Source organism: Streptomyces sp. NBC_00258 (genome assembly GCF_036182465.1).
Lineage (GTDB): Bacteria > Actinomycetota > Actinomycetes > Streptomycetales > Streptomycetaceae > Streptomyces.
The window spans coordinates 11,998,974-12,017,356 of the sequence record NZ_CP108081.1 but is presented as its reverse complement, the minus strand read 5'-3'; the positions used below and the strand labels follow the sequence as shown (position 1 = coordinate 12,017,356).

The following is an 18,383-nucleotide window of genomic DNA, read 5'->3' as shown; positions in this document are numbered from 1 at the left end:
AGGTACGGCCCTGTGGGACGACGCGAGAAGCCCGTGGACCCCGACGCCGGTCCAATACAACGGCTCGCCCACGAACTGCGCGCCCTCCGCGAGCAGGCCGGGAAACCCACGTACCGAGAGATGGCGGGGCGGACGAGGTACTCGACGAGCGCACTGTCGCAGGCGGCGGCCGGTGAGCAACTACCGTCGCTGGCACTGGTCCTGGCGTACGCGCAGGCCCTGAAGGCGGACACCGGGCAATGGGAAGAGCGCTGGCGCGAGGCACACCGGGCTGTTGTGCGGTCCGGTCAGGACGCGGAAGCCGTACCGCCGTACCGGGGACTGACCCGGTACGAAGCGGACGACCGGGAGCTGTTCTTCGGCCGGGACAACCTGGTCGGCGCGTTACTGGAACTGGTGGGGGAGCACCGGATCGCAGCGGTCTTCGGACCGTCGGGGAGCGGGAAGTCCTCGCTGCTGCGGGCCGGGCTGATCCCCCGGCTCCAGCAAGCCCCGGCCCCTGACAGACCGGCCGTGATCCGGGTGCTCACCCCAGGTGAGCGCCCCGCGCACACCCACACGGCGGCGCTCACTCCCCACGGCGCCGAGCAGGACACATGGGTGATCGTCGACCAGTTCGAGGAGCTCTTCACCCTGTGCCATGACAGCGGGCAACGGGAGGGCTTCCTCGATCTGCTGCTGGCGGCCCGGCGGCCCGAGAGCCGACTGCGGGTGGTCGTCGCGGTCCGCGGGGACTTCTACGGACACTGCGCCGCCCACCGCGAACTGGCGGACGCCGTGAGCCGGGCCAACCTGCTGGTCGGGCCGATGGATCCGGCCGAACTACGGGAGGTGATCACCAGACCGGCGGCCGCCGCAGGCCTGAGCGTGGAACACGCGCTGACCGCCAGGATCGTCGACGAGGTCACCGGCCGGACAGGCGCGCTGCCGATGCTCTCGCACGCCCTGCTGGAGACCTGGCGGCACCGCCGGGGCCGGACGCTGACCATGACCGCGTACGAGGAGGCGGGCGGCGTACACGGCGCGATCACCGCCACGGCTGAACAGGTGTACGCCGAGCTGTCCCCGGTCCAGGCCCGCATCGCCCGCCGCATCCTGCTGCGCCTGATCGCCCCCGGCCAGGGCACCGCCGACACCCGCCGCCCGGCGGCACGCGCCGAGCTGGAGCCGGGGCCACAAGGGCAGGCATACGGGCGGGATGTCACCGGCGTCGTCGAACTCCTCGCCGCCGCCCGCCTGATCACCCTGAACGACGGCACCGTCGAGCTCGCCCACGAAGCGCTGATCAGCGGCTGGCCCCGGCTGCGTGACTGGGTCGAGGAGGACCGTGAGCGGCTGCGCGAGCAGCACCGGCTCTCCGAGGCCGCCCGCGCCTGGCAGGAACTGGGCCACGACCCTGGCGCCCTGTACCGGGGAGCCCGGCTCAGCCGGGCCGAGGATCTGTTCGCCGTGCCGGAACGGCCCGCCGCGGACCTGGCGGACGACCTGACCCGCTCGGAAGGTGCCTTCCTCACCACCGCGCTGGCCGCCCGCGACGCCGAACGGGCGGCCGCCGCCCGTACCACCAGGAGGTTCCGCACCCTCAGCGGCGCCCTTTCCGCGTTTCTGGTACTCGCCCTCGTGGCTGGCCTGCTCGCCTGGCAGGAGAACCGGGCGAGCGAGAACGAACGGGCCAAGGCCGCCGCCCGCAGCGTCGCGGCGATCGCCGACAGCCTGCGGTCCTCCGACCCCCGCACTGCCATGCTGCTCGGCGTCGCCGCCTGGCGGATCGCCCCGCTGACCGAGACCCGTTCGGCGTTGCTCGGTGCCCTGGCCCAGCAGGAGCGGGACACCTTCACCGATCCGGAGAAGGGCAAGGACGTACAGCGGTTCCTCACCGGCCGGGGCCGGATGCTGCTCAGCGTCGTGGGCCGTCGGACAGTCCTGCGGGACGTAACCGGTCACCGACCGGCCGTCCCGGTCCGGCTGCCCGAGGACGCGGGGGTGGCGGATGTCAGCCCGGACGGCAGGATCCTCTACCTCGCGGGGAAGGACGGTGACCAGTTGTGGGACCTGCCAGCGGGCAGGGCCGCCGACCCACGTGTCCTGCGGAAGGCGGCACTGCTGGACTTCGGGGCCGACGGGCGCACTTACCTTCTTGGTACGCCGCGTACGCCGCGGGGGCCGGGCACCGTGCAATTGCGCCGGCTAGGGAAGGACGAGGTCCTCTTCGAGGAGCCCCTGCCGGAGGACTTGTCCGGCGCCGCTCTCGGCGCGGACGGCCGGCTGGTGGCCGTCTGCCCCTCCGACGGCCCGCTCCGGGTATGGGACACCGCGCGCCGCAAGCGCCTGCGAGGGCCATGGGACAGCGCGTCGCGGGGCGCCTGCGCCATCGGCACCGGCAAGGTCCGGTTCAGCCACGACGCAAGGCTGCTGGCCGTAGTGTCCAGGACCGGGATCCAGATCTGGGACATTCCCCGTGAGCGTCTCCTCACCGATCTTGAAACCCGCGGCGGCACTGGTGTCATGGACGTCGACTTCACCCCGGACGGGGCGTTCCTGGCGACGGTCGACGACCAGGAACTCGCGGTGTGGCGCCTGACGTCACCCGGCGTGCGGGCCTTCCGGCGTCCGCTGGCCGGCGAAATGGTGCACGGCCTCGCCTGGGATCCCGGGCCGGATCGCGTGCTGCGCTTCCTCGTCGGGGCCACCGTCCACTCGTACGACCTGAGTGCCAACCTCACGCCCCGCTGGCAGAGTTCGCCACCGGACTCTGCCGTACTCAGCCCGGACGGCACCGTCCTCGCGACCGGGATCGCCTCCGGCGTCGGTGGCCGCTGGGCCCTGCGCTCCACCCGTACCGACACGGTCCTCACCGAACAGCCCCCACGGCCCGCAGCCGGGAAGGGCCCCGTGCCCGGTTCCCCCTTTCCCCTGCTGGCGTTCAGTCCGGACAGCCGGGCACTCGCGATCAGCGAGACCATATCCTCACCCGGTTCCGCGCGGCAGCGGCTCACTGTGTGGGACGTGGCGGAGAACAAGGTACGGGCCTGGGCCGACGTGCCAAGGGCGGAGGGCAGCCTGCCGGTCGCCGTCGCCCTCGGCCCCGGCGGCCGGACACTGCTGGTCGCCAGCTCCGAGCGGGAAGACGCCGTGGTGGAGGTCTGGGACACCGGCTCCGGCCGCCTGCGCAGGACAGGCACGGTGCCGGGCTTCTCCGGTGTAACCCTCGCCGTACGGCCCGACGGGCGGCTGCTCGCCGGGTCGGGAGACCAGTACGCCCGGCTGCCGTCCGGTCCTGTCATCGGCCGTACGCTCAGCGAGGGCAGGGACGTGACCGCACTGGCGTTCAGCCCCGACAGCACCCGGCTCGCGACCGGGGACTCCTCCGGCCGGGTGACCTTGTGGGACGGCAGTGTGCAACACCGCTCGGGCGTTCTGGCCGGTTCCTCCACCACCATGTCCCAAGAAGATCCTGAGGCCGTGACCGCACTCACCTTCTCACCCGACGGCCGCACTCTCGCCGTGGGCGGCGTGAACGGCAGCCTCCAGCTCTGGGACGTCGCGTCCCGGCAGCTCCTCGTCGGCCTGGCCACCCCCGGTGAGGAGATCCGCTCCCTCGCCTTCGGCCGGGACGGCGGCACGGTGTACGTGGGCAGCCCGCACGTCCCGCTCCAGAAGTACCCCATCGACCCGGAACAGGCCGTCACCGGGATCTGTGACCGCACCGGCTCCGTCGGCCTGTCCAGGGCCGACTGGAAGTCGCATATCCCGGACGTTCCCTACCGCAGGATCTGCGGTTAGCGGGCCGGGGCACACGTCATTTCGCGTAGTAAGTGGCGTCCTGCCGGTCGAGTGCGGTGCTGATCGGCTGGACGCGGAACAGGTTGGTGCAGTGGCGGATGCAGCGGCCGGGGAAGTTGGCCGATTCGAGGGAGACGGTGCCACCGAGGCCGGGGACGACGCGCACGAGCAGCAGCGGACCGGGGCGCCGCCGCCAGCGACCGAGCAGTCCAAGATTCCTGGATTGGTCCCGGGCCGTGGCCGCCTGGCGCGGTTCTGCTGAGGGAACTGGACGCGCCCTTCCAAACGAGTCCAGCAGCGGCAGGCAAGAGGCCGAGCGCGATGAGCAACGCTGGAGCGTGGGACATCCGCCCGGCCTCTACCGTTTGCGCGGCCCGTGGGTGCAACTCCCCACACCACCCCAGCAAGCATGCAGGCCCATAACCACATCGTCAGAGGCTTCTGTTTGGACCTCTAGTTTTGTGACGTGCGGGGCGGCCTACGACCCGTCCAGCACCGCACCCTTCAGCAGATACGCCCTGGCGTCGGAGCCGATCAGCTCCAGGAGCACCGACTCGCTGGGCTCGGCCACCTGGTCGGTCACCGTCGGCACGGTCACCTCGGCGCTCGTGGACCCGGCCGGGATGTCCAGCTCCAGCGACAGGTTCGCCTCGGACAGCGGGCGCTCCGGGGCGGCCTCCACACCGTTCCGCCGGAGCCACTGCGGGTCTACGTCCTTAGTGGACAGCTCAATGCCGTCGGTGACCGGATTCACCAGGATCGGCTGCTCCAGATCCACGCCGGCGGCCTTGGACAGGGTCAGCCGCCAGGTCAGCGACTGCCCCTCGGTCACCCGGTCAGCGACCGGCGTCACGGTGATCGTGGGCACGGGATCGTCGTTCTGCGTGGTGACACCGCCCCGGTGCGAGCCGACGACGGCGCCCTTGACCGCCTTCACGGCGATGTCGTGTCGCAGGTCGTGGGAGTAGAGCGTGTCGCCCTTCACCACGACCGGTACGTCGATGGCGTTGCTGCCGGGCCGTACGGTCACCAGCTTGTCCGTGCCCAGCCCGGTCGCCTGGTCGAGGGTGTACACGCGGACCTGGCCGACGCCGTGCCCGGAGATCTCGACCGGGATCCGGTAGGTGCGGGTGCCCGAGTCGCCCTCCTTGACGGTCGTGCGGCCGACGTCGACGCGTGGCAGCGTCGGGGCCTGCACTGCGGGGGTGCCGGGGGTCCAGCCCCAGGCGTCCATCAGCCAGGCCTTCCCGGACGGCGAACGCGGCGTCAGGTCAAGGGACTTGACGTGCCGTAGGTCGAGCCCGGCGCGCGCGGCGGCGGTCAGCGGGACGCGGGCCTCCTGTGCCCAGTACGAGGCGGTGTGGTCGCTGCCGGGCAGCCCCTCCACTCGCACCCGGCCCAGCGCGGCCCTGCGTCCGGAGGCGTCGGTGACGGCCAGGTCGAGTTGTGTGCCGCTTGTGTTCGGGGGCACGAAGACGCGCAGCGCCAGTTCCTTGGAACCGGCGAGGGAGAGCGGTGCGGCGGGCTGAACACGGGCCGCCGTACCCGGCGTGGACCAGTTCAGGGCGACCGCGCGGCGGCCGGCCTCCCGTCCGGTGTCCCACGCCGCGAAGTGCGGCGAGGCCCCGGGTGTCTCCTGGTCCAGGCAGGCAGTCCTGGGGGCGGGGTCGATGGCCGAGCACAGCTGGGCGCCGGTCACGGTCACTGGTCCGTCGGGCAGGAAGGCGCCGCTGCGGCGTGCGCCGACCGCGTGGGTCAGGACACGGGCGGGGTCGGCGGAGGGGGCCCGTTTGCCGGAACCGTCGAGCAGCGGACGCACCCGGTCGTCGCCGGCGACGAACAGCCGGGCCGCGGCGGCGATGTAGGTGGCGCCTGCCTTGTGCTGCTGGTCGGCGGTGAGCCGGGGCTTGGAGCCGACCGAGCACACCCGGTCCGGCTGCTCCTCATCGTCGCGGAAGTCGTCCAGTGAGGGGGCCTGGGACCGGCCCGGCGTCCACTCGGTGTTGAAGAAGTTGTGGTTCGCGCCGACCATGTAGACGGCGCTGTGCAGCGCGTTGCCCCGGCTGACGCCGCGTGTCCCGTCGACGTACACCTCGCCCTGGAGGTCGGACACGTCGCCGTCGCAGCCCGGGAGGATCGTCACGGACGGCACGTCGGCGACCGGATTCTGGCCGAAGATCGTCGGTCCGATGAGGACGATGCCGCGGATCTTCCAGCGCACCGGGCCCCGGTAGCCGTCCTGGGCGGCGGGTGCGGGGTAGAGGCTGTCCATCGCCGCGCGGTTGACGCCTTCGCCGCCGCGCGAGTGTCCGACCAGCAGGACCTGGGAGAGGTCCGCCTCCGGCGCGTTGCGTACGGCCGTCGGTGCGCCGGTCGGGCGGGAGGCCCAGTCGGCCCAGCGAGCGAGGTGCCGGCGTACCAGCGAGGAGCGGGCCTGCGCCCCGGCGTCCTCGGCCTGCTGGTCCTGGCCGTTGATGCCGTTCGCGGAGATCGACACCGTCACATAGCCCTGCGAGGCCAGCAGTTGCTGGTCCTGCAGATGGCCCTTGTGGCTGGGGACCGGCCGGGTGCCGGACGGGCACGGCCACACACCGTTCGTGTAGTCCTTGTCGCCGGGCTTGAAGCAGGTCGTGTGGCGGCCGTGCAGGAACAGCGCGAGCGGGCGTTTGCCGGTGGCCCGCTTCGGTGCCACCACGACGGCCCGCATCTCGATCGGGGCGGCGTATCCGGGCAGCTTCACCGGGTCGAGGGTGTACTCGCCGGTGATGGTGCGATACGCGCCCGGCCTGCCGGGGTCGACGGGGTTGGCCGGCAGGGCGGCGGGCGGCTGCGCGGCGTCATGCACACTGCCATCCCGGGCCGAGGAGTTGTCCGCAGCCGCGTCCAAGCGGCGTCCGGCGGCCAGCACCTGCAGGTCCTTCAGGGGCGCGTTGCCGACCTCGTCGAGAGCGAGCCGGAACGTGCGGCTGTCCTTCCCGGGCTGCGGAATGCCGACCAGGCGGTTCGCCGAGCGGAACTCCACGCGGGCGTCACCCATGGGGACAGGCGTGGGCGACCGCCACACCAGCTCCCGAGCGGCGCCCTCTCCGCTGATCCGCCAACCCGGCGGCAGCGGGCTGTCGGCAGACGTGGTCAACGGTGTTGTGTCGGACGGTTGTCGGGCTTGTGCCAGTCCCGGTGTTCCCGCCAGGGCCGCGAATGCGGCCACGGCGGTGACGCCTATGCGCCAGGCACGGATCAAGGGGCCACTTCCTCACCACTGTGAGCGCGGGAGCCCCCTTTCCTGTCAGGAACCCCTCGCGCCTCATGGGAGCCCCAGGGAGCCCTGCCGGTTGCCTGGGGCCCAGAAACGAAGCAGGGAAGACCGCAAAAATTCGGCCACCCATGTTCGGGTCCGCAACCGTCGGAAACTCTGCCAGCGGCGGACATTCCCTTCAGGAAGCCGCCAACCCCCCTCACCGCACGAGGAGTTGGGTCACGGAGGCACCCAACTCCTGGAGCGGTCTTGCATTCGCCCGCTGCCCTGCGGCGACGAGTCTTCGCCAGCACCCTGTCCGTGCTGGTGGACAACAGCCATGATTTTTTCCCTCGTTGTCCGCACGCCAGAGGACTAACCTCGCCGATGACCAGGGGGAAACGGGCCGAGCGCCCGCATCACGAGGACCGATATGCCATACCTGACTGCCCAGGCCCGGGGCGCTGCCGACCCCGGATGTGCAACAGCACACCGTGGGCGGCCGCGGACACCCGAGGGAGCCACCGCATCACCGGCGATCCTGACCGCCGGCACGTCACCCCGGACGGGAACCTCGAGGTCCCCGTCCAGCCGTTACAACACGGAGCCTGCCCCCTCATGCCCTTCAAAGAGACGGCCCCCACCGCTGGAGGCAGCATCGCGGCGGGCCGCTCCTGGCCGTGCTGCTGAACCGCCTGCTGGGCGGCCGGAACCTGACCGCCGATGACACCGCGTCGGCGATGGACCTGATAGCGGCCCCGACTCTCTGACCGCTGGCCCGGGACCGCCCCGGTTACCGACTCATCGAGGAGTTTCCCATCATGGCGAATCTGTCGCACAACCTCGTGCAGGCCGCCGCGCGCCACCCTCGGCGCCCTGCCCTCCGGATGGGTGAGCAAGTCTGGACGTACGCCGAGGTGGACGTCATGTCAGCGCGGGTGGCGGCGGGCCTGACCGCCGACGGACTATGGCCCGGCGACCGGGTGGGGCTGATGCTGCCCAACGGTCCCGCCTTCGTCGTCCTCTACTACGGAATCCTGCGGGCCGGGGGCACCGTCGTACCGATCAACCCTCTGTTCAAGGCTCGCGAGGTGGAGCACTACCTGTCCGACTCCGGCACCCGCCGCCTCTTCGCAGCGGAGCAGTCCATGAGGGAGGCGGAACCCGCGGCGCGCGCCACGGACACCCACCTCGCCCGCATCGACCCGTCCGACATCACTGCCGGAGCAGGGGCGCACGAACCGCTTGCCACGGTGGCCGACCGGGACGGTGAGGCGACGGCCGCCATCTTCTACACCTCGGGAACGACCGGCCACCCCAAGGGCGCCGAACTCACCCACCACAACCTCGCCCGCAATGCCGACGCGGTCACCCGCCTCTTTGAGCTCACCGAACAGGACGTGGTACTGGGCTGCCTGCCCCTCTTCCATATCTTCGGACAGGGCTGCGCGATGAACACCGCCCTCCAGCAGGGCGCCTGCCTGGTCCTCCTCCCACGCTTCGACCCCGCAGCAGTACTGCACGCCATCGAGCAGCACCGGGTAACTGTCTTCGAGGGGGTACCCACCATGTACGCCGCCCTGCTGCAACAGCAGAGCGATGCGGACACCTCGTCGCTGCGGCTGTGCGTCTCCGGCGGCGCTTCGCTGCCGGTCCCGGTGCTGCACGCCTTCGAGCAGCGGTTCGGCTGCGCAGTACTGGAGGGCTTCGGCATGTCGGAGTGCTCGCCGGTGGTTTCCTTCAACCACCTCCACCGACCGCGTAAGCCCGGTTCGGTGGGAACCCCCATCAAAGGGGTCGAGGTACGCGTCCTGGCGCCCGACGGCACCGAGGTGCAGGGCGGTGCGGTAGGCGAACTTGCCGTCCGCGGCCACAACGTGATGACGGGCTACTGGCAGCGGCCCGAGGCCACCGCGGAGGCCATTCCGGACGGCTGGCTTCGCACCGGTGACCTCGTCCGCCAGGACGAGGATGGTTATCTCTTCGTCGTCGACCGCAAGAAAGACATGATCATCCGTGGCGGATACAACATTTACCCGCGTGAGATCGAAGACGTGCTCTACGAGCACCCCGACATCCTGGAGGTAGCCGTCATCGGCATCCCTCACGACACGCTCGGCGAGGATGTGGCCGCCGCGATCGTGCTCCGGCCCGGTGTCGAGCAACGCCCCGACGAACTGCGCCAGTTCGTCAAGGACAGGGTGGCGCCGTACAAATACCCGCGCCAAATTGTCTTCCTGGACGGGCTACCGAAGGGGGGCAGCGGCAAGGTCCTCAAGCGGGAGATTGCCATCCCACGCTGACCGCGACGGCGTCACATGCCAGTATCACTTCGATACGGGCGGACCGCGTACTCGTCCCAGTTCACACGGGCCCTTGGGGCGCGGTGCTCTCTTCCACCAGGAGACCCAGCGCGATGGTTGCCCCTCGCACCGGGCGAGCACGTTCAGCGTCAGACGCCGCGCTTGACGCTGTGGTCAGGTCGCCAGCTCCGAAGTCACTTCGGGGTTCCGGCGATGGTGCGGCCGCATTGGGCGTACCAGTTCAGCGTGTCCTCGTGTGTGACAGCACCGGCCGAGGCCACCTCGGTCGGTGCTGTCCCCTGCAGGATGCGTTTGATCGGCACTTCCAGTTTCTTGCCGGTGAGGGTACGGGGGACGGCGGGGGCGGCGATGATGTCGTCGGGGACATGGCGGGGTGACAGTTCAGTGCGGATCGCGGTGACGATTCGGCCGCGCAGGGTGTCGTCCAGCTGGATGTTCTCGGCGAGGACGACGAACAGGGGCATCACGTAGCCGCCGTCGGGGAGTTCGGCACCGATGACGAGGCTGTCGGTGATCTCGGGGAAGCGGTCCACCACGGCATAGATGTCGGCGGAGCCCATCCGTACGCCCATGCGGTTGAGGGTGGAGTCGGACCGACCGGCCACGACGATGCTGAGGTCGTCGTGCACGGTCACCCAGTCGCCGTGCCGCCACACACCGGGAAATGTGTCGAAGTAACTGGCGTGATATCGCTGCCCGTCCGGATCCGCCACGAACCGCAGGGGCATCGAGGGCATGGGCTCGGTGACGACCAGTTCGCCTTGCTGCCCGGTCAGCGGATGCCCCTCCGGGTCCCAGGAGGCCAACGCGACGCCAAGCGCCGGCGCGGGGATGCGTCCGGTGCGAACCGGTAGGTCGGCGGCGGCGCCGGCCAGGGCGGAGCAGATGTCGGTGCCGCCGCACACCGACTGCAGCCACACGTCCGGGGACACGTGTGAGTAGACCCACCGCCACGCCGAAGGCGCAAGGGTGGAGCCCGTCTGTAGGATCGAGCGCAGCCGGCTCAGCCCAACTGCGGCTCGGGGCTGGGCGTTTGCCTGCTCGCCCGCCATCAGATAGCCGGCGCCCACCCCGAGCACAGTCACGCCGGTGCGTTCGGCGATGCGCCAGCCACCGTTGACGTCCGGGAACGTGGGGCTGCCGTCGTACAGCACGATGGTCGCGCCATGCAGGAGACCGCCGATGAGGTAGTTCCACACCATCCAGCTCGTCGAGGTGAGGAACAGGAACCGGTCGGACGCGCGCACGTCAGCACCGAGGCCGAGAGACTTCAGCAGCTCCATGACGATGCCGCCATGCCCGTGGACGATGCCCTTGGGCACCCCGGTCGTGCCGGAGGACCACAGCACCCACAGCGGGTGGTCGAACGGGACGTCGGCGAACTCGATCTCCGCGTCGTCCAGGGTGTCCGGCCAGTCGTGGACCGCCACGCCGGCACGCACGGGCCAGGAACCGGTGGTACGGCACCGGACGGTGACCAGGTGCCGCACCGTGGGCAGCCCGTCCAACAGCTCGGCAGCCTCAGTACGGCGATCGAACACCTTTCCGCCATAGGTGTAGCCGTCTGCGGCGATCAGGGCGACCGGGGCAACCTGGCGGAACCGGCCCAGCACACTCGGTATGCCGAAGTCCGGTGAGCATGCTGTCCATACTGCGCCGACGGCTGCGGTGGCCAGCAAGGCGACGACAGCCTCCCGGATGTTGGGCAGGTAGGCCGCGACGTGGTCGCCGGGCCCGACGCGCAGTACACGCAACCTGGTCGCGACGGCGGCGACCTCGTCCCGCAGCTCACGCCAGGAGGTCTCGACCGGCTCGCCGGTCTCGGTCACGCTCACCAGCGCCGGTCGGGTGTCGCTCGGTGCGGCCAGGCAGCGTTGCGCGAAGTTCAGCCGGGCACCGGGGAACCAGCGCGCGCCGGGCATGGTGCGCTCGGCCAGCACGGCGTCGTAGCTGTCGGCCTCATCCAGCCCGTAGTACTCCCAGACCGCTGCCCAGAACTCGGTGAGCTCGTCGGTGCTCCACCGCCACAGCTCGATGTAGTCGGCGAACGAGTGGCCCCGCGATGTCCGGAGCCATCGGAGGAAGTCGGCGAGGTTGGACTCTTCGACCTGGTGCGGGCTCGGCCGCCACAGTATGTTCGATACACCCATGATCCGTCCGGTTTCAGTAGGTGATGGGCGGTTTGACTCCATCACGCTTGCTGGTCATCGAATCGAGCGCGTCCTCGGCCTTGGCTATGCCGAACCGGTGCGTCGTCATCGGTGCCGGGTCGGCTGTCCCCGTGGCCAGCAATCGCATCAGGCGCGTCATCCGTGTGCCGAAGTTGCCGACCAGGCCCTCCACCCTGCCGAACCGTTCGGTGACGCCGACGACGCAGTGTCCGCGACCTGGTCCTGCCGGGTCACGTCACAGGCGCCGCCAACGTGGCCTGTGCCCCGGATTTCGTCAGGGCGTCGGCGGGCTCCTAGCCGACGTCCTCGTCGAGGTCGACGATGGCGAGCGCGGCGCCTTCTTCGGCCATCCGGGGCGAGAGGGCGCGGCCGAGCCCGTTGCCGCCCCCGTGACTATCGCGGCTTTTCCGGCGAGGCGTCTCCTACCATTTTCCCCCTTCATTGAACATGGATCTGCGAGATTGCCGTTGAATCTGCGAGCAGACGCCGGGACCGGCGGGTTTCAGAGGGTGACCGGCAGGTCGCGGCCGAGCCACTCGGTGTAGAACGTCGCCAGGTCGGGTGTGAAGTCGACCTCCACCGGAAAGGTCGGCGGGACGCAGTCGACGTCAAGGAGTGTGCCGCTGACCGGGCAGAGGAACTCGCGGATCTCGACGAGGTCGGGGTCGATGGTGAGGTGTTCCTCCGGGTAGATTCTGAGGAAGTCCTCGCGGGTGCGCCGGACGATCACCCGGCACAGCATCTTCCAGTTTCCGTTCCAGGGGCCGAGTTCGGCGCCTGCCTTCGTCTTGACGATGGCCTTGCCGTCCTTGGCGACGATGAACAGGTTCTCCCCGAGGGGGAGCAGGATCTGCTCGTCCCAGTCGACGAGTTGCTGCTGTGCGACAAGGGTTTCGGCGAAGCGGGACTCGTCCTTCGGGGCCCGCATGAGGCCGAGCAGTTCCTCCCAGGACAGCTTGCGCTGCACCAGGGCGTTCGTGGTCTCCTGGCTGGAGACCGGAGAGCGGTCGTCGTCGGTCATGGTGGTGTCCTCTTTCAGGGAGCCGCGTCCGGTCAGGAAGCCGCGTCCGGCCGCGGGCGGCTGGACGAGGTCGGGTAGTAGAAGCCGACGGGTGCGGGAGCGGAGAAGTTCGGCTCGCCGGTCTCGGTGTAGGGGAACTCGTCGAGCTGCCAGAACGCCTTGTACTGGGTGACGAGGACGTCGGACAGCTTGGCCGAGCGGGCGAAGGTGTGGTGCACCATGTCGGAGACCTCACCCGCGGCGGCGCGGACGCGTTCCGCCTCCCACCACTCGGCCGCGGGCACCGACTCGGCCAGCCGGGCCTGCCGCCGCCGGTCGCGTTCCGCGTCGGTGTCGGTGCCCGCGAAGGCATACGCGGTGCGGGCACCCTCAGTGGTCATGAGTCCGTTGGCGAGGTCCTTCTCGATGGCGGAGGTCTCGCGATCCAGCGGATCCCCGTACCCCGCGCCGCCGTAGTACAGCACGCCGAACAGGTCGCCTTCCCGCAGGTTCGGTGACCACTGGTTGTCCGGACCGCAGTACCAGTCCTCGGCGGTGATCGTGCCGTCCAGCAGCATGCGTTCGGCCTCCTCGATGCTCGACGGCAGCTTCTCTCCCCGGGCGATGAGGTCGGCGACGTTGGTCCCGGTGGCCCACAGGCACTTCCACCCCGCCGGCGGGTAGCCGCCGAACAGTCCCTTGTGGAACACGCCGCCATTCATGCACCCGGATCCGGACAGGGTCACGTTGACCACGTCGGAGTTGCGGACCATCCACAGCGACTGCCAGCCGGACCCCCCGCGGAACCGGCCGTAGCCCTGGTGGTCAGGGACGAAGCTACGGCCGAGGTAGACGTTGGGGCCGGTCAGCTCCCAGACCTCGGCGTCGCCCTGGATGCCTTCGGAGTTCCAGATCGGGCTGCCGCAGTCCATGCCGTCGGCCACACCGCGGGCGCCGAAACTCTCGCCCGCCATCTCGAAGTTGTTGTAGCCGGTCGGTCCGCCGAACTGGTCGAAACCGGTGACCCCCACCATGCAGGTCGGGGTCGACATCAGGATCTCCTCGGTGAATCCCCTGGCGTACATGCTGATGCCCATCAGCCGCCAGACATTGGCGAAGATCGGGATGAGGGTCCACCAGGCCAACGAGGTCGCGACGCCCTGGTAGTTGGCGTTGACGATCGATCCCTCGGGCAGGTACTGCTTGACCGCCAGATACGCGCCGTCGTTGACCCGGCCGTCGTAGTTGAGCAGTTGGGTCAGGGTGATCCAGAAGCCGCCGTTCATCGGCCCCGGGGCGCAGTTGAACGGGTGGAAGCTCCAGCCCGTCGAACCCTCGTAGTCGAGTTCTATGCGGCCTTCACCTGTGACCGTCATCTCCTGGCGCACCAGATCGATGAAGTCGTTCTTGGCCAGCGGGTGTACGAAGGGCACATGGCTACGCTTGTGCACCGGCATGGTCAGCCCGCGGTAGGTGCCCGGCACCATGGTCGTACGAACCCGCTTGAGGAATTCCCGGCGGCCTTCCTCGATCAGTTCCTTCGTGGACTGCTTGTAGTAGTCCAGGCCGAACTGTTCGACGATCTCGGTGAGCGCCTCGCGGACCATCAGGCAGCCCGACAGCTTGGCCTTGTCGTCGAGGATCCACCAGTTGGCGTTCCTGAGGCCCATGCGCAGCCGCAGCATGTAGTCGTGGCGGAAGTGGTCGTCCTCGCCGACCTTCTCCGCGCTGATGTGCAGTCCCTCGCCGTACCGGTCCGGGGTGAGCACCGACATGCCCGGCCCCTCGTAGGTGCCCGCCTCCAGTTCGTGGGTGACCGCGCCGACCCAGGCGATGAGCTCGTCGCCGTGGAAGACCGGGATGACCGTCATGACGTCCGGCGTGTGCACACCGCCGGCCCACACCTCGTTGTTCTCGAAAATGTCCCCGGGCCTGATCCTCGGGTTGTCCTCGTAACCGTTCTTGATCATGAACTTGATGAACTCGGACAAGGTGTGGACGTGCACCATGATCCCGCTGGACAGGGCGATGGCGTCGCCTTCCGGGGTGTAGAGCCCGATCACGAACTCCTCGAAGTCCCGGACCGCGGGTGAGGAGGCGATGTACTTCATCGTCTCGCGCGTCGAGATGATGGTCGACAGCAGCCGGGAGTGGAACGACTCGAACTGGAGCGGGTCGGCTTCGAGGTTGGGCAGCTCGGTCAAGCCCTGGTAGTGACCGGTCTCTTCGAACAGCTCCTCGCAGCAGTTCAATTGCTCGAGCAGAGTCGGCTTCTCGCTGGTCATGTGGGGTCCTGCCTTTCAAGTCACCTTGGGACGAACGGGGTCAGGCCTGACCGGCGCGGTAGTGGATGAGGCGGCGGCTGTCGAACTCGACGTGATGGGTGGGCGGGATGAGCAGTGTGGTCGCCGGGTGCTCGATCACCGCCGGGCCGCCCACGACGTTGCCGGCCTGTAGCTCGTCCATCTCGTAGATTCGGAAGGTGATGGCCTGGCCCTTCCAGTGCCCAGGCCGGGTTCCCTTGAGCGCCGACGAGGGCGGGGTCCTGCCGTGCAGATCAAGCACCGGGATGGCCGGCTTGGGGGTCTCCAGATCGGCGGAGAGCGCGAGCTCCAGGATCTGGTAACCGACTTCGGAGTAGAGGGCCTGCTTCGGATAGATGCTGGTGTAGACGCGCTCGTAGCCGCGCATCAGCTCATGGAGGTCGTCGATCGACTTGAGCCGCTCACCGTCCCAGGGGACCTCGAAGTCCGAGAGCTGGTTGGTGAAGCGCACATAGGCCGAGCGGTTCAGCTTGGCCGCGCCGAAATCCCAGCCGTGGATGGCGAAGTCCTGACGCGCGCGCTCCTCCAGCGATGCCCAGGCCGCGTTGATCGCCTCGATCGCCGCGCTCTTGAGCGCGCGGGCCGGACCGTCGTCCCCTGCTGGACACGCCGCGATGGTCGCCTGGTGGTAGCGGTAGCGCCGCGGCGCGCAGAGCACGCCGAATGCCGAGAAGACGGCGGCGAACGGGAAAGTGATGACCTCCTTGAAATTCAGCCCGTCGAGCACCCCGGACAGGCCCAGCGGCCCGCCACCGCCGTACATCAGCATCGAGTACTCCTCGGTGGTGTACCCACGGCCACGGAGCATGTTCGACAGGAACTCCCGCATCGACTCGGTGACCAGCTGATGTGCCCGCTCGCAGAACTCCATGACGCCGACCTTGAAATGCTTGGCCATCGGCTCCAGCGCCGCCTGCGCCGCGTCCTTGTCCAGCGGCACATCACCGCCGAGGAAGTTGTTCGGATCCAGATAGCCCAGCAGTAGATGGCAGTCGGTGATCGTCGGGTTGGGCCAGTTCAGACAGACACCGACATCCGACCCCGCGCTCCGCGGCCCGATGGTGAGCTTCCCGGTCAACGGGTGTATCCCCAGTTCCGACCCCATCCCGGCACCGATCGACTCGGTGTGGATCATCGGGATGTTGGTGCGGAAGCTCAGCAGGGTGGGCTCCCGGGTGATCGGGATGGTGCCGTCGCGGACGATGCCGACATCGAAGCTGGTTCCCCCGATGTCGCAGCAGACCACATTGTCCGAACCGAGGATCTCCCCGACGAAGTGTCCGCCCAGCACCCCACCGACGGGACCGGACACATAGGACTCGTACAGCCGGGGGGTGTCCACCGGCACGGTGCCTCCGTGCGCCAGCAGCGTGGAGACCTCCCGCCGGAAACCGTCCGAACGCGCCTTCTCCTCCACGGCCTTGAAGTGTTTGCGGGCCCGCTCCCCCGCATAGGACTGCGCGACGACACTGGCCAGCCGGGTGTACTCCTTGTGCGTCGGCGCGATCGCCGAGGACAGCACGACCGAGACGCCGGGTGCCTCCTCGGCGATGATCTGTGCCGCACGCTGCTCGTGTGCGGGGTTCATGTGCGAGAACAGGAACATCACACCGATCGACTCGACCCCGGCTGCCAGCAGCTCGCGCGCGGCGACCCGTACGTCCTCCTCCCGCAGCGGGACGGTGACCTGACCGAACAGGTCGATGCGTTCCTGGGCGCCATGCACCCGGTCCCGCGGGATCACCGGATCGTCGTGGTGATGGGTCACGGTGTGCAGCCGGTCGGCGTAGGGATAGCCCAGCCAGCCACCCTCGGCCTTCTCCATCAGCAGGTAGTCCTCGAAGCCCTGGGTCAGCAGCAGCCCCACCGTCGAACCGGTCTTGCTGAGCAGCGTGTTCAGCATGATCGTGCCCGCGTAGACGATGACTTCACTGTGCGGCATCACCTCGGACAACTGCTTGCCGTCTGTCTTCGCGGCATCGGCGATCGACCCGATGAAGCTGACCGATTCGTCCTGCTTGTTCGTCAGATACTTGCCGACAAGGAACCGGCCGTCATCGCTGACGATGACCGCGTCGGTCATCGTGCCGCCCGCGTCCAGGGCAACCCAGTTGCTCTCGCCCGCGCCGAGTGATTGATCTTGAGCCGTCACGGTGCATCTCCGATCACACAGAAGCCGCGGCGCCGTAACGAGCTACGGGCGCCCACCTGATGGCCCAGGACCCTGCACCGAAACGCACCGAGAAGGCTTGAACGGATACGCCGAGCCGTTGAACGATCTCGCACGCTTCGCCAAGGCACAGGCAACGGCGCAGGTCACTGCGGTTTGGGCATGTCGAATGCGTTGAACAATCCGCTGTGCGGCTTGAACATACGGGCGCGACAATCGCTGTGACCTGTCGCATACCGCCCGCAGGCGTTAGCGTCGAAACGCAGCAGGCGGCCGCGCACTCGCCGAACAGCCCGTTGCCGAGCGTCAATGTCGACGTGGAGGACAGGCCGATGGCGCAACACTTGATCGGGCCGGACGAGCTTCCGGTCTGGGTGCCCGGACGTCTTACAGTGCACAGTCCCGAGCAGGGCTGGGACGGCATGTCGGTACGCGGATACCGCTATGCCGGCTCCGATGTCGAAGTCCCGCCCATGCGGGATTACATGATCGTCGCCTACCGCCGCGGAACCACGGCCATGCGGCGTCGCTTCGACGGCCGCTGGTCGACCGAACACCTCTGCCCCGGCGATGTCTCACTGCTCACCCGCGCCGCCGAATCCCACTGGGTCTGGCCCGAGGGAATCGAGGTCGTGCACGTCTACCTCACCCAGGACGAACTCGCCGCGACCTGCCGCCAGATGTATGAACGCGACATCGCCGACATAGAACTCAACGACGTCCTCAAAGCCAACGACCCGGCGATCCACCGCACCGCCATGCACATCGCAGCCGAAGCCGCACACAGCGACGTGGGCAGTCCACTGCTGATCGAGTCACTGTCCTGCCAACTGTCCGTGCACATTCTGCGACGTCACGCCCAGGTGCAGTTCCGGGAGCACACCCCCAACGACACCCTCACCACACGGCAGATCGGCACCATCCAGGAGTTCATCCGATCACACATGCGCGAGAACATCTCCCTCGACGACCTCGCCGACTGTGTCGGCCTGAGCCGCTACCACTTCGCCAGGCGATTCCGGCAGACCATGGGGACCACGCCACACGAATTCGTCACCAATCAGCGTGTCTCCCGGGCCCAACTCATGCTCCAGCGGACAAGCAACCCGCTGCGGGAAATCGCCGCTCTGTGCGGGTTCTCTGACCAGAGCCACATGACACGCGTCTTCCAGCAAAGACTGGGGACGACACCGGGCAAGTTCAGGTCCGAAAGCTGATCGCCCCGGATCCGGCATACTGCCCACCCGCAGCCCAAATGCAACTCTGTGGGCAGGTCCTGAAACATGCGACGACGGCCGCAGAGGCTCCGCCCAAGCGATCGTGCTCCGGCCCGACGCGGAGCAGCGCCCCGACGAACTGTGCCAGTTCGTCAAAGA

The 18,383-nt window shown here is 68.8% G+C and carries 10 protein-coding genes; 3 read left to right on the top strand and 7 right to left on the bottom strand.

The genetic code is table 11. The features are described from left to right. The first annotated feature begins 12 nt into the window (after window positions 1–12). Window positions 13–3,783: an nSTAND1 domain-containing NTPase gene (locus OG718_RS53330; RefSeq protein ID WP_328842776.1), complete on the top strand. Its 3,771-nt coding sequence runs from the start codon at window positions 13–15 to the stop codon at window positions 3,781–3,783. A gap of 16 nt (window positions 3,784–3,799) precedes the next feature. On the opposite strand, the gene OG718_RS53325 is transcribed toward OG718_RS53330, so the two are convergent. Both OG718_RS53325 and OG718_RS53320 read right to left on the bottom strand, forming a co-directional pair. Next, a complete protein-coding gene (locus tag OG718_RS53325) occupies window positions 3,800–3,949 on the bottom strand; it encodes an AbfB domain-containing protein (protein WP_328842777.1) in 150 nt (49 codons plus the stop codon). Window positions 3,950–4,261: 312 nt separating this feature from the next. Next, entirely contained in the window at window positions 4,262–7,024 is a 2,763-nt protein-coding gene (locus OG718_RS53320; RefSeq protein WP_328842778.1) for a hypothetical protein, read from the bottom strand. Between the two features lie 815 nt (window positions 7,025–7,839). Between OG718_RS53320 and OG718_RS53315 the strand changes: the two genes are divergently transcribed. Then, entirely contained in the window at window positions 7,840–9,321 is a 1,482-nt protein-coding gene (locus OG718_RS53315) for a long-chain-fatty-acid--CoA ligase (RefSeq protein ID WP_328842779.1), read from the top strand. Window positions 9,322–9,515: 194 nt separating this feature from the next. Here OG718_RS53315 and OG718_RS53310 read toward each other — a convergent pair whose 3' ends face one another. The 5 genes from OG718_RS53310 to OG718_RS53290 all read right to left on the bottom strand — a co-directional run bounded on the left by OG718_RS53310 (window position 9,516) and on the right by OG718_RS53290 (window position 16,989). Then, window positions 9,516–11,492, bottom strand: coding sequence for an acetoacetate--CoA ligase (locus OG718_RS53310; RefSeq protein WP_328842780.1), 1,977 nt, complete (start codon window positions 11,490–11,492; stop codon window positions 9,516–9,518). Window positions 11,493–11,505: 13 nt separating this feature from the next. Beyond that, a complete protein-coding gene (locus OG718_RS53305; RefSeq protein ID WP_328842781.1) occupies window positions 11,506–11,685 on the bottom strand; it encodes a hypothetical protein in 180 nt (59 codons plus the stop codon). Between the two features lie 330 nt (window positions 11,686–12,015). After that, window positions 12,016–12,534, bottom strand: a complete 519-nt coding sequence (locus OG718_RS53300; RefSeq protein WP_328842782.1) for an acetone carboxylase subunit gamma — start codon at window positions 12,532–12,534, stop codon at window positions 12,016–12,018. A gap of 32 nt (window positions 12,535–12,566) precedes the next feature. Further along, window positions 12,567–14,798 (bottom strand): hydantoinase B/oxoprolinase family protein, encoded by a 2,232-nt coding sequence (locus OG718_RS53295; protein WP_328842783.1) that lies wholly within the window; start codon window positions 14,796–14,798, stop codon window positions 12,567–12,569. A gap of 40 nt (window positions 14,799–14,838) precedes the next feature. Beyond that, window positions 14,839–16,989, bottom strand: a complete 2,151-nt coding sequence (locus OG718_RS53290; RefSeq protein WP_328842784.1) for a hydantoinase/oxoprolinase family protein — start codon at window positions 16,987–16,989, stop codon at window positions 14,839–14,841. 350 nt (window positions 16,990–17,339) lie between these two features. Here OG718_RS53290 and OG718_RS53285 point away from each other — a divergent pair, with 350 nt between their 5' ends. Next, window positions 17,340–18,224, top strand: a complete 885-nt coding sequence (locus tag OG718_RS53285; RefSeq protein WP_328842785.1) for an AraC family transcriptional regulator — start codon at window positions 17,340–17,342, stop codon at window positions 18,222–18,224. Window positions 18,225–18,383 lie beyond the last annotated feature (159 nt).

Coding starts and splice junctions, on each gene's coding strand:
- OG718_RS53295 (WP_328842783.1), bottom strand. CDS start 14,798: ATGACCAGCGAGAAGCCGACTCTGCTCGAGCAATTGAACTGCTGCGAG.
- OG718_RS53315 (WP_328842779.1), top strand. CDS start 7,840: ATGGCGAATCTGTCGCACAACCTCGTGCAGGCCGCCGCGCGCCACCCT.
- OG718_RS53310 (WP_328842780.1), bottom strand. CDS start 11,492: ATGGGTGTATCGAACATACTGTGGCGGCCGAGCCCGCACCAGGTCGAA.
- OG718_RS53285 (WP_328842785.1), top strand. CDS start 17,340: ATGGCGCAACACTTGATCGGGCCGGACGAGCTTCCGGTCTGGGTGCCC.
- OG718_RS53300 (WP_328842782.1), bottom strand. CDS start 12,534: ATGACCGACGACGACCGCTCTCCGGTCTCCAGCCAGGAGACCACGAAC.